General features: G+C 38.7%; 12 protein-coding genes, 1 other RNA gene and 1 other annotated feature. Of the genes, 10 read left to right on the forward strand and 3 right to left on the reverse strand.

Annotated features, from left to right (window positions below; translation table 11 throughout):
- The first annotated feature begins 66 nt into the window (after nucleotides 1–66).
- The 6 genes from nusG (at nucleotide 67) to mprF (ending at nucleotide 5791) form a co-directional block, all read left to right on the forward strand.
- Nucleotides 67–627 (forward strand): transcription termination/antitermination protein NusG, encoded by a 561-nt coding sequence (gene nusG / locus AC6UD4_RS06810; protein WP_500694476.1) that lies wholly within the window; start codon nucleotides 67–69, stop codon nucleotides 625–627.
- 124 nt (nucleotides 628–751) lie between these two features.
- On the forward strand, nucleotides 752–1177 hold the full coding sequence (gene rplK / locus AC6UD4_RS06815; RefSeq protein WP_010021774.1) for a 50S ribosomal protein L11: 426 nt from the start codon (nucleotides 752–754) through the stop codon (nucleotides 1175–1177).
- Nucleotides 1178–1268: 91 nt separating this feature from the next.
- Nucleotides 1269–1961, forward strand: a complete 693-nt coding sequence (gene rplA, locus AC6UD4_RS06820) for a 50S ribosomal protein L1 (RefSeq protein WP_500694475.1) — start codon at nucleotides 1269–1271, stop codon at nucleotides 1959–1961.
- A 56-nt stretch (nucleotides 1962–2017) separates the two neighbouring features.
- Nucleotides 2018–2134: a sequence feature (ribosomal protein L10 leader region), on the forward strand.
- Nucleotides 2135–2160: 26 nt separating this feature from the next.
- Complete coding sequence (gene rplJ / locus AC6UD4_RS06825) at nucleotides 2161–2679, forward strand: 50S ribosomal protein L10 (RefSeq protein WP_500694474.1); 519 nt, start codon at nucleotides 2161–2163, stop codon at nucleotides 2677–2679.
- 38 nt (nucleotides 2680–2717) lie between these two features.
- Nucleotides 2718–3083, forward strand: coding sequence for a 50S ribosomal protein L7/L12 (gene rplL / locus AC6UD4_RS06830; protein WP_500694473.1), 366 nt, complete (start codon nucleotides 2718–2720; stop codon nucleotides 3081–3083).
- A 122-nt stretch (nucleotides 3084–3205) separates the two neighbouring features.
- Nucleotides 3206–5791 (forward strand): bifunctional lysylphosphatidylglycerol flippase/synthetase MprF, encoded by a 2586-nt coding sequence (mprF, locus tag AC6UD4_RS06835; protein WP_500694472.1) that lies wholly within the window; start codon nucleotides 3206–3208, stop codon nucleotides 5789–5791.
- Between the two features lie 47 nt (nucleotides 5792–5838).
- Here mprF and nrdF read toward each other — a convergent pair whose 3' ends face one another.
- The 3 genes from nrdF to nrdH form a co-directional block, all read right to left on the reverse strand.
- Complete coding sequence (nrdF, locus tag AC6UD4_RS06840; protein ID WP_500694471.1) at nucleotides 5839–6846, reverse strand: class 1b ribonucleoside-diphosphate reductase subunit beta; 1008 nt, start codon at nucleotides 6844–6846, stop codon at nucleotides 5839–5841.
- Between the two features lie 17 nt (nucleotides 6847–6863).
- Nucleotides 6864–9029, reverse strand: a complete 2166-nt coding sequence (gene nrdE, locus AC6UD4_RS06845; protein WP_500694470.1) for a class 1b ribonucleoside-diphosphate reductase subunit alpha — start codon at nucleotides 9027–9029, stop codon at nucleotides 6864–6866.
- A gap of 79 nt (nucleotides 9030–9108) precedes the next feature.
- Complete coding sequence (nrdH, locus tag AC6UD4_RS06850; protein WP_500694469.1) at nucleotides 9109–9339, reverse strand: glutaredoxin-like protein NrdH; 231 nt, start codon at nucleotides 9337–9339, stop codon at nucleotides 9109–9111.
- 159 nt (nucleotides 9340–9498) lie between these two features.
- Here nrdH and AC6UD4_RS06855 point away from each other — a divergent pair, with 159 nt between their 5' ends.
- From AC6UD4_RS06855 to dnaX, 4 genes are all read left to right on the forward strand, one after another.
- Entirely contained in the window at nucleotides 9499–10113 is a 615-nt protein-coding gene (locus AC6UD4_RS06855; RefSeq protein ID WP_500694468.1) for a class I SAM-dependent methyltransferase, read from the forward strand.
- Nucleotides 10106–10567 carry a tRNA adenosine(34) deaminase TadA gene (tadA, locus tag AC6UD4_RS06860; RefSeq protein WP_500694467.1) on the forward strand — a complete coding sequence of 154 codons (462 nt, stop codon included), beginning with the start codon at nucleotides 10106–10108 and terminating at the stop codon, nucleotides 10565–10567. The genes AC6UD4_RS06855 and tadA overlap by 8 nt, the downstream gene beginning before the upstream one ends.
- 50 nt (nucleotides 10568–10617) lie before the next feature.
- Nucleotides 10618–10704: signal recognition particle sRNA small type (gene ffs, locus AC6UD4_RS06865), an RNA gene on the forward strand.
- A 132-nt stretch (nucleotides 10705–10836) separates the two neighbouring features.
- Nucleotides 10837–12636 carry a DNA polymerase III subunit gamma/tau gene (gene dnaX / locus AC6UD4_RS06870; protein ID WP_500694466.1) on the forward strand — a complete coding sequence of 600 codons (1800 nt, stop codon included), beginning with the start codon at nucleotides 10837–10839 and terminating at the stop codon, nucleotides 12634–12636.
- The last annotated feature ends 7 nt before the right edge of the window (nucleotides 12637–12643 follow it).

Genomic DNA, 12643 nt, shown 5'->3' on the forward strand with positions numbered 1-12643 from the left:
TGATGATAAGAACTTCGTTTACGCGAGGTTTTTTTATTTTGCTTTAAGTTAAAGGAGATAATCATTGTGGTAGAGACTGCAGAAAAGCAATGGTATGTATTACATACGTACTCTGGCTATGAAAATAAAGTTAAAATGAATCTTGAATCTAGAAAAGAATCCATGGGAATGGAAGACTATATTTTTGACATCGTTGTTCCAGAAACTGAAGAACACGAAGTTAAAAACGGTAAAGAAAAAGTGGTTATGAACAAGACTTTTCCAGGATACGTATTGGTTCAAATGGTAATGACTGATAGAGCCTGGTATGTCGTTCGAAATACCCCTGGAGTGACCGGATTTATTGGTTCTCACGGTCAAGGTTCAAAGCCCAACCCATTGTTACCCGAAGAGGTTGAAAACGTTATGTCAACGATTGGGGTAAAGAAGCGAGTTAAACCATTGGATAGCCGGGTTGGTGATACGGTTACCATCGTTGAGGGAGCCTTTAAGGGACTTTCTGGCAAGATCACTGAGATTGACAACACTAAGGGTAAACTCAAGGTTAATATTGACATGTTTGGTAGAGAGACAAGTACTGAACTGGAATTTGACCAAGTTAAACCCCTAGAAGCTGATTCTCAGTAAAATACTCATTGTCACGTTTCCATAAACGTGGTATATTTAACTAGTATGCGTATTGCATAAATTAACGTGGGAGAAGAAATTTTGATCTTCATTTACCACACACGGACTTAAGGAGGTATGTCTCGTGGCTAAAAAAGTAGCTAATGTAGTTAAACTACAAATACCTGCGGGTAAAGCAACACCCGCTCCTCCAGTTGGACCTGCTTTAGGTCAAGCTGGAATTAATATTATGGGATTCACTAAGGAATTTAATGCACGTACTGCTGATCAAGCAGGGATGCTGATTCCAGTTGTGATTACTGTTTACGAAGATCGTTCATTCGACTTTGTAACCAAGACCCCTCCAGCCGCTGTCCTATTAAAGAAAGCCGCTGGTGTTGAACACGGTTCCGGTGAACCTAACACTAACAAGGTCGCAAAAGTTACCAAAGACCAAGTTAAGCAAATTGCCGAAACTAAAATGCAAGATCTAAACGCAGCTGATGTAGAAGCAGCTATGCGCATGGTTGAAGGTACGGCACGTAGTATGGGATTCACTGTTGAAGGTTAATTTCACTATGCCCGTACAGTACAATGTCGAAAGATAATGTGCTAGTGGGAGGAAATTCCGTTATAACCACAATTGCAAGGAGGATGACACAATGGCTCGTAAGAGAGGTAAGAAGTACGAAGATGCTTCAAAGCAAATTGACAAGAGTAAAAAGTACTCTGCTCAAGATGCTGTAGAATTAGTTCAAAAATTAGACTCAGTCAACTTTGATGACACTATCAGAGTTGTTTACAAATTAAACGTTGATACCAAACAAGCTGACCAACAATTACGTGGTGCCGTAGTTTTACCTAATGGTACTGGTAAAGATCAAACAGTTGTAGTATTTGCCAAGGGTGAAAAGGCTCAAGATGCTAAGAACGCAGGTGCCGATTTTGTCGGTGATGACGACTTAGCTCAAAAAATTCAAGACGGATGGCTCGACTTTGATGTCGCAATTGCTACTCCTGACATGATGGCTCAAGTTGGTCGTTTAGGTCGTGTTCTTGGACCTAAGGGATTAATGCCAAACCCTAAGACTGGAACTGTTACCATGGATGTTTCAAAAGCGGTTTCTGATGCTAAGGCCGGTAAGGTTACTTACAGAACTGATCGTGATGGAAATGTCGCAGTTTCAATCGGTAAAGATTCATTTGACGCAGACAAGTTGGCCGAAAACCTTAACACCATCAACGATGTGATTGTTAAGAATCGTCCAGCATCTGTTCGTGGAACTTACATTAGTAACATTTCAGTTTCATCAACAATGGGACCTGGTGTCTCAGTTGATCCTGAATCATTTTAGTTACTAACTAATTAAATAATCCCTAATTGACTAATTTTTATCATTATGATAGATTATTAGTTGAATATGATTCGCCTAAGACTCAGGTGGTTTTTGACCTTAATGATGCCTGCCGAGGAGTAATACACTCTTTCTCTATGTTTTGGCGAACATAGGGATTTTTTATTAAGTCCCAAAATACATTGGGAGGTGAAATAATATGCCAAAAAAAGAAGTTATTGATACTAAAGCCAAAAAGGTTGATGAAGTTGCTGACCAATTTCAAAAAGCTGTATCAGCAATTGTTGTTGATTACCGAGGTTTAAGTGTTGCTCAAGATACTGATTTACGTAAACAATTGCGTGATAATGATGTCTCAATGAGTGTTATTAAAAATAAAATTTTAGAGCGTGCTGCTGATAAAGCAGACGTTAAGGATTTGAAAGATACTTTTGTTGGACCTACTGCTATTGCATTTTCTGATGAAGACCCAGTTGCTCCAGCCAAGATTTTGAAGAACTTCGCTGATGATAATCCTGAACTTGAAATCAAGGGTGGAATTATCGAAGGGAAGATCGCTTCACTTGATGAAATCAATGAATTTGCTGCTCTACCAAGCCGTGAAGAATTGCTTTCAACTCTTGCTAACATCTTGAAAGATCCTATCCGTAAGGTTGCTTATGCTGTTAATGCCGTTGTTGATAAAGATGACAATGGTGACGATAGTGATGCAGCTTAATAAAAATAGATTAAATGTCCTAATAGGAGGAAATTAAAATGGCTTTTGATAAAGATAATATTATTGCTCAATTAAAAGAAGCTTCAATCACTGATTTAAACGACTTGGTTAAGTCAATCGAAGATGAATTTGATGTTTCTGCTGCTGCTCCAGTTGCAGCTGCAGGTGCTGCTGGTGGTGAAGGTGCTGCTAAGGATTCATACGACGTTGAACTTACTGAAGCAGGTCAAGAAAAGATTAAGGTTATCAAGGCAGTTAGAGATATCACTGGTCTTGGTTTGAAAGACGCTAAGGACTTAGTTGATGGCGCTCCTAAAGCTATTAAAGAAGGCGCTTCAGAATCAGATGCTAACGACATCAAGGACAAGCTTGAAGCCGTTGGTGCTACTGTAACTCTTAAGTAGTCGATGACTAAAAAGAACGTGCAAAAGCACGTTTTTTTTTGCCTTAATATTGTTTAAATAAAGTTGTTTTATGTCATAAAAATTGAGAGAATGAAGTTAGCCGATTTTTTGGGGGTTAACAATTGAAAAAAGCATTTAATAAAGTTATGGATTTCTATAACAAATATTCTGCCTGGATTAAGGGGATTTTTGTCACCTTGGTCCTTGTGTTTGTTGTTTACGAGGCGACCCACGTGCTTTCTGAGATTAATGGAAAGGAAATGCGAGCGAGCCTTGCGTCACAGTCACCAACAACGTTAATTATTTTAACGATCTTAGGATTTGTGGCTGTGTTACCAATGTTAATATATGATTTTACTATTACGGAGTTTCTTCCTGGCAAGTTTAAACCGTCCTACATCGTCAAGAGCGGGTGGATTGTTAACACATTTACCAATATTGCTGGGTTTGGTGGCTTTCTTGGGGCCAGTTTGAGAGCGATGTTTTACAGTAAAAATGCTAGTAAGAAGCAGGTATTATATGCCATTTCTAAGATTGCCTTGTTCTTACTGGCAGGACTTTCTACCTATTGTTTGGTTTCGTTAGTTTTGATCTTTGGATTTGGCATTGGATCTCAGTATGCCAAGGATTGGATTTGGTTAGTAGGTGGGGGAGTTTATTTTCCAGTGATTTTCCTATTTACTAGATTCAGTAATTCTGAGTTCTTTAGTGATTTAACCCTAAAACGTGAGTTTCAACTGATCCTCGGTTCCTGCCTCGAATGGGGGAGCTGTGCCATGTTGTTTTTAATTATTGGATACTTCATGAAGATTAATGTTAATCTTTGGGACGTTTTTCCCATTTTTATTATTGCCAACGTAATTGGGGTGGTCTCAATGTTGCCAGGTGGTCTTGGGTCATTTGATACGATGATGATTGGTAGCCTGAGTTTGCTTGGGGTGTCACCGACAATTGCTGCCGTGTGGGTGCTGTTGTACCGAATTTTCTACTATTTTCTCCCGTTTTTCGTGGGGGCCTTTCTCTTTTTCCACGAAATGGGAGCACGAATTAACAATTTTCTGGATGATATTCCGAAAACGATTGTTCATAGGTCGGCCCAGCTGATCATTACGATTTTTATGTACTTTTCGGGAATCATGATGATTTTGTATGCGACTATTCCTAATTTGGCTCTTGTTAATCCACTCTATTTATCACTGGCGCCATACACGCTGTTCTTTTTAGGACAGTTGTCGAACGTGATTATTGGGATTTTACTAATTGGATTAGCACGTGGGGTAGGATCAAGAGTCCACAAAGCTTTCTGGCCGACCGTTATCATTTTGTTGTTTGCCATTGCTAACACCCTGTGGAAAGAGGACTTTCCACTAAAATTAACGTTACTGTTAGGATTTATCATTATTTGTTTGTGGTTATCAAGAAAGGGCATGTATCGGCAAAAACTCACGTACTCGTGGGGAAATGCAATTTTTGACGGCATCATTTTTATTGGAACTTTCTTAATGTATTCCATCATCGGAATCTACATGAGTAATCATAACTTGTCTAGTAGACACGCTCCCATCAAAATGATGAATGTGTATCTTTTACCATCTGAACAGGTCTGGTTAACCGGATTTGTGGGCATTATCATTGCCTTTATTATCCTGTTTATGTTGTACAAGTACTTAACATACGCTCGCATCCCATGGTTGAATCAACCCTTTGATGAAGTTAGAATTCGCAATGTTATTCGCAAATTTGGTGGAAACGAAGTTAGTCACTTAGTCTTTTTGCGTGATAAAAAGGTTTACTTCTACGCTGAAGATAGTGAAGACGAAGTCATTTTCATGTATAAGCAGAAGGCGAATAAGTTAATTGTGATGGGTGAACCAATTGGAAATCAGGATAAATTAGATCCAGCGATTGACCAGTTCATGAGTGATGCTGACAAAGCTGATTTCTCCCTGGTGTTTTACGAAGTTGGAGAATCACTAACAATGTTACTTCACGAAAAGGGCTTTGACTTTATTAAGGCTGGAGAAGAGGGTCACGTTGATTTGACTGACTTTTCGCTCACCGGTAAGCGGCATCGAGGTGAACGGGCATTAATGCACAAGTTCGATCGGGAAGGCTATCGTTTTGAGGTTTTAGATCCACCATTTTCTAAAGAACAGATGGGTGAATTTAAACGAATTTCTGATGAGTGGCTCAATGGACGTGATGAAAAGGGCTTCTCTCTGGGCTTCTTTGATCCATATTACTTAAACCAGGCTCCAATTGCGGTCATTCGCGATAAAAATGATGCGATTGTAGCTTTTGCTAACATCATGCCAACGGGTGATCGAGTGATGACTTCGGTTGACTTAATGCGGTCGGGAAATGATGCTCCGTCTGGAATTATGGATGGAATCTTCATTCATCTCTTCAGGTATTCAAAGGATGAGGGTTACAAGTGGTTTAACTTAGGAATGGCACCCCTAGCTAATGTGGGTGAATCAAAATTTAGTTTTATTAACGAAAAAATTGCTCACTTAATTTATCAGTATGGTGATGCGTTCTATAGCTTTCAAGGATTGCGGTCTTATAAGCAGAAATACGTCGATAACTGGGTGTCTAAGTACTTCGTATACCGTAAGGATAATTCATTGGTATTCACGATGCTACAGCTCTTATCGGTGGTTAGTGAACGTCCCACGATTGAAAATGTTGAAGAAAATATGCCATAAAAAAGAGGTTTCAGAATTAATTCTGAAACCTCTTTTTAGTTGAACAATTATTTTGGGTTCTTTTTATTACCAATATCGTAGTCGGAATCGCTCATTGCTTCAACGTTACCAAGTCGATAACCGTTACCGACTTGGGAGAAGAAGTCATGATTGACCGTAGCGGTGGAGATTCCGTTCATAACGATTGGGTTAACGTCTGCTTCAGTATCAGGGAACATTGGATCTTGTCCTAGATTCATGAGGGCCTTATTGGCGTTATATCTAATGAAAGTTAAAACATCTTCAGACCATCCCACTTGGTCGTAAAGCAAATGGGTGTACTTTTCCTCATTTTGATAAAGGTCGTACAAGAAGTTATACATCCAATCCTTTAAATCATTTTGTTCATTTTCACCTAATTGGTTGAACTGAACTTGGAATTTATAGCCAATGTATGTTCCGTGGACCGATTCGTCACGAATAATTAATTTAATGATTTCAGCAACGTTTGGAAGCTCGTTATGACCGAGGTACCAGATGGGAGTATAGAATCCAGAGTAGAAAAGAAAAGTTTCAAGGAACACACTAGAAATTTTCTTTTTTAATGGATGACCATCGTCATGGTATAACGAATAGATCTTTTTCGTTTTGTTTTGGAGGAATTCTTCTGTATCACTCCAATGAAAGATTTCATCAATTTCATCAGGGGTGTTTAAAGTTGAAAAAATGGATGAATAGCTTTTGGCGTGAACGGATTCCATAAACTGAATGTTATTTAAAACCGCAATTTCATGTTGGGTAACAGCATCATTTCTAAGGGCGGCCATTCCGTCTTGAGACTGTAAGGTATCCAGTAAAGTTAAGCCACCAAAAACGTGACCAACAATCCATTTATGATCATCGTCAAGCGAACGCCAATCCTTTAAATCATTTGACAAAGGAATTCTGGTATCAAGCCAGAACTGTTCGGTTAGTTTTTCCCAGGTGGCTTTATCAATCTCGTCGCCAATGGAATTCCAATTAATGGCCTTGTAGTTTCCCTGTAACTTTCCGGTTAAAACTTTATTAATGTCCATAAATTCCCTCCTAAAGATTAAATTACACAGCTTTCACACTCGTTAGCACCAACTTCAGTGTTGTCATCGGTAAATGTCCGAACATAGTAGAGCGATTTAATTCCCTTTTTGTAGGCGTAATTGCGAAGGATCGTTAAATCTCTGGTGGACATTTTGTTACTTCGACTGTCTTTCCATTCGTATAGCCCTTCAGGAATGGTTGAGCGCATGAAGAGAGTCAAACTCATTCCCTGATCGACGTGTTTTTGAGCGGCGGCGTAAACGTCAATCACCTTTCGCATGTCCGTGTCGTAAGCTGATTCGTAGTAAGGAATGGTGTCATTAGAAAGGTAGGGGGCCGGATAGTAAATTGTTCCGATTTTGGACTCTTGTCTGGCTTCAATTTTTTGAACAATCGGGTGCAGACTAGCGGTAGCATCACCGATGTAAGCGGTGGAACCGTTTGGAGCAACTGCCATTCGGTTTTGATGGTACAAACCATATTCCATGATTGACTTCTTTAAATCTTCCCAATCTTTTTCAGTTGGAATAAAGACGCCATCAAACAATGACTTGACTTTTTTGGAAGTTGGCGCCCAACTTTTATTTACGTATTGATCAAAATAAGAACCGTCAGCGTACTTACTCTTGTCGAAGTTATGAAAGACCTTACCGCGATCCTTGGCCATTTGATTTGAGGCCTTTAAGGTCCAGTAATTTAATAACATGAAATAGGTGCTGGTAAATTCAATGGATTCTTTTGAACCATAATACATATGATTTTTAGCAAAATAAGAGTGAAGACCCATAGCTCCTAAACCAATTGAGTGACTTAATTCATTGCCACGTCTGACTGATGGAACAACGTTAATTGATGAATGATCGGTCACAAAAGTTAGAGCTTTGACCATGGCTTCGACTGATTTACCGAAGTCGGGAGAAGCCATCAAATTGACAACGTTCGTTGACCCTAAATTACAAGAAACATCGGTTCCAAGCTGTTCGTAATTTTGTTCATCATCAACAATTGATGGGGTTTGGACTTGCATAATTTCAGTACATAAGTTACTCATGACGATTTTTCCATCAACTGGATTATCGCGATTGGCGGTGTCGATATTGATAATGTATGGGTAGCCGGACTCTTGTTGTAACTTACCAATTTCTGTTTCTAGTTCACGTGCCCTGATCTTCTTTTTGCGAATATTCTTGTTGTTGACCATGTTGTCGTATTCTTTAGTGATATCGACGTAAGAAAAGGGAACGCCATACTCACGTTCAACGTCGTACGGACTAAATAAGTACATATCTTCATTGTTTTTAGCTAGTTCATAGAATTTATCTGGGACAACTACACCCAGGGAAAGAGTGTTAACCCGAATTTTTTCGTCGGCATTTTCCTTTTTAACCCCTAAGAACTCGATGATGTCGGGATGGAAGACACTTAAATAAACAACCCCAGCACCGTTTCTTTGGCCTAATTGATTAGAATAGGTAAAACTATCCTCTAGTAACTTCATTACTGGAAGAACGCCGCTAGCTGCTCCTTGAATGTGTTTAATAGGGTCGCCGGCCGCTCTAAGGTTAGAAAGGTTGATCCCAACTCCACCACCAATTTTGGATAATTGAAGGGCCGAATTAATGGTACGACCGATGGTATTCATGTTATCGGTGGTTTGAAGTAGAAAACACGAAATCAACTCCCCCCGACGTTTCTTTCCAGCATTTAAAAAAGTTGGAGTAGCTGGTTGAAAGCGTTGATGAATTAATTCATCAGCAAGATCCATGGCAAGCTTTTGATCGCCATCAGCAAGAAACAAGGCGTTCATTGCGGTTCTGTCTATGTAGCTTTCTAAGTACATGGAATTGTCATCAGTTTTCATGGCGTATTGAGCATAAAACTTGTATGCAGCCATAAATGATTTGAAGTGAAAATCTTGTTTTTCCAAATACTTGTATAATTTTTCAATGAATGAAAAAGGATATTTATTTACAAAATCCTCTTCAATGTAATTATGCTTAATTAGATAATCAAAACGATCTTTTAAAGAATCAAACTTAACGGTATTTGGATTAACGTTTTCTTTGAAAAAGGCTTTTAAAGCTTCCTGATCTTTTTCCAATTGGATTCTGCCATCGACAGGGATATTAATTTCATTATTTAGTTCGTAATACGTAACATCGTGCAAATCTTTTAAAGACATATTGGATTACTCTCCCTTAATCGTGTCGTACGAAATATCTGAAACGTTGGTTTTGTATTATACTATAAATATGAAAAATTTAACCAACTAGTTTCTTTAATTGGTCAGGTTGAAACCCACTAAATGCTTCAAGTGCTTGACTCTCAACAACTGGAACAGCTTGAAAGCCTTCACCCTTCAGGTAAGCGACGTATTCCGGATTTTCGGATGTGTTTTTTTCAACGAAGTCAACGTTGTGTTCGCTAAGGAAACGTTTTGTCATCTTGCATTGGATACAATTGTTCTTGGTAAATACAGTAATTTTTTTCATTTTGTTTCATCTCCTTGATATCTTTCACTTGATGAGTTTACTCTCAAAAAGTGAAATTTTCAACAGAAAAAAACACCATATATAGTGAAATTGATAGGAATTAGACGCTATATATAGTGTTTATGGTTTAAATATTATTTTTTTAGGATGTGATTAATTTTGAACGACTTTTATTATACCGCAAATCCTGATGTTAAACATGAGGAAAAGCATTGGAACTTTTCTTTACTTAAAACCACGCTAAGTTTTGTGACAGACAACGGTGTGTTTTCTAAAAATACCGTGGATTATGGTTCGCGGGTTTTGATTAATAATGTCGATGTTAATGAAATGCCTCAGGGAGCAATCTTAGACATGGGATGTGGTTACGGCCCGATTGGTCTGTTTTTGGCCAAGACAAATCCAGAACGGCATTTTACTATGGTAGACGTCAATAATTTAGCGTTAAAACTGGCTAAACAGAATGCGGATCTCAATCAGATTGATAACGTAGATATCTTTGTTTCTGATGGGTATCAGAATATTTCCCAAAAGTATGCGGGCATTGTAACTAATCCCCCCGTTCGTGCCGGAAAAAAAGTTGTCGATGAAATGATTACGGGTTCTTATGACCACCTGGTTAATGATGGAACGTTGACGGTGGTTTTACAAAAGAAGCAGGGAGCACCCTCGGCTAAAAAATTAATGAATAAGGTTTTTGGTAACGTACAAATCGTTAAACGTGATAAGGGATATTACATTTTAAAGAGTAGAAAGGAAGTCATAAATGAATGAAAATGATGCGTATTTTATGGACCAAGCTTTAAATGAAGCTAACCATGCTTACGTCATTGGTGAAGTACCGATTGGAGCATTAATCGTTAAGGACGGTCAAATTGTTGGGAAGGGACATAATCTGCGTGAACACACGGAGATTGGAACCGAGCATGCTGAAATCATTGCGATTGAAGAAGCGTGTATCAATTTAAAGAGTTGGCGTTTAAATGATTGTGAGATGTACGTGACGGTTGAGCCTTGTTTAATGTGTGCTGGTGCGATTATTAATACCAGGATTAAAAGATTAGTATATGGAGCAAAAAATGAGAAAGCAGGAGCCGTTGAAAGTCTTTATCATACCCTGAATGATTCAAGACAAAACCATCAGGTTCAAGTTACAAGTGGATTGAAAGCCACCCAATCTGGTAATATGATGAAGAAATTCTTTAAAGATAAACGCAAATCACGGTAATATTCCTAGACATTTGTGGATTTTTCGGTTATGATAATTAATGCCGTAAGGCCCTGAAGCAAGGGCAGACTTACGAACCGTGTCAGGTCCGGAAGGAAGCAGCACTAAGTATCTTTTGCCTTGTGCTTCTCGTTTTTAGAAATTAAACTCCTAGTCGTTTGACTGGGAGATTTTTTTTGGACAAATTGTCGTTTAAAGTTATTAGCATTTCGTCAATTTTCAAGATATAATAATTAATGGTATCAATTTTCAGTGAAAGGAAGCATTTCATGAGTTATCAAGCACTATATCGGACCTGGCGTCCACAAAGATTTGATGAAATTGTCGGGCAGCCGGTTATTACTCAGACTTTAAAAAACGCATTGATAACTAACCAGATTAGTCATGCGTATTTATTTACAGGTCCCCGTGGAACGGGAAAAACTTCCGCCGCTAAAATTTTGGCTAAAGCGGTTAACTGTCCTAATTTAAAGGATGGAGAACCCTGTAATGAGTGTGAAACGTGCTTAGCAATTAATAAGGGTGCGTTTAATGATGTCATTGAAATTGATGCTGCTTCTAATAATGGGGTCGAAGAGATCAGAAATATTCGCGATAAGGCGAAGTATTCCCCAACGGAAGGTAAATATAAAGTTTATATCATTGATGAAGTGCATATGTTGTCGACGGGGGCCTTTAATGCCTTGCTTAAAACACTAGAAGAGCCGCCGGAGCACGTCATTTTCATATTGGCTACCACTGAACCCCAAAAGATTCCTGCTACCATCATTTCACGAACACAACGTTTTGATTTCAAGCGAATCAAGGCTAGTGATATCCTGCAACGAATGGAATACATCCTTTCAAAAAAGGGCATTGAGTACGATGACAAGGCGCTAAAGGTAATCGCTAAAAGTGCTGAGGGTGGAATGCGTGATGCACTTAGTATCCTTGACCAAGCTCTTTCCTACAGTAATGATAAGGTGACATATGAAAGTGCCTTGTCAGTCACTGGCAGTGTCACCAGGGATCGAATTCAGTCGTACTTTGAGGCCGTTTTTAATTCAGACGTTTCGACGGGTTTAAAAATGGTTCAAGAAATTCTTGATGACGGCAAAGATGCTAATCAGTTTATTGAGGACTTAATTGATTATTGTCAGAATATTTTGTTATATCATCAGGATCCAGAAATGGTCCAAAAGAGCGAACTTGGACTTTTAGGCGACAATTTTAAGGCGATTGCTGATAAGGTGGATAGTAATTTAATATATCATTACGTTGAAATTATGAGTGACGTTCAAAATCAAATGCGTTATTCTTCTCATCCCGATGTTTATTTGGATATTTTAACGGTTAAACTGGCAAATCAAAAAGAAAGTGACCCAGATAACGAATCAAAAAGCGATGATAAGGATACGAAAGTTTTAAAAAAGCAACTGTCTGAGCTGCAAAATCAAGTTAGTGAGTTAAAGTCGGAACTGGGCAATGGGTCAACGTCAACTGATGATGATAAGCAACCTAAATCAACTAAATCTAAGCCAATCGCTGATTCCTCTCATTATGATTCCACCAAACAGGTCCGAGTTAATTTGACGAAAGTTTACGATATCCTAGAAAAGGCCACTAGAAAAGATCTGACTACTTATCAGGATATCTGGCAGGAATTACTTCAGTCGTTGTCGGTCACGCAACGAGCCGTGATGCATGTCTCAAACCCAGTTGCTGCGAGTGATAAGGGAGTTGTTGTTGCCTTTGATTATGGCTTTTTGTATCAGAAGGCTGGAACCGATGGTGATTTGATGGATGCACTTCAAAATGGCCTTGATCGTATTTTAGGATTTGTTCCAACGGTTGTGTTTGTACCAAATGATGAATGGCCACAACTTAGAAGTGACTACCTTAAAAATCACCGGTCTCATAATGAAAAAATTCAGTCAACCCCCAAGTCAGAAAAAGCGACTTCTAATACGAACGAAGCTTACGAAAAGCAAGAACAAACTGAAACGACCAAAGATAAAGATAACAATGATTCGGTTAATACTGCCAAGCAGATGTTTGGTGATGATATAATTGATGTTAAAGATGATTAATTAAAAG

This window comes from Fructilactobacillus sp. X3R5C2, assembly GCF_059901175.1.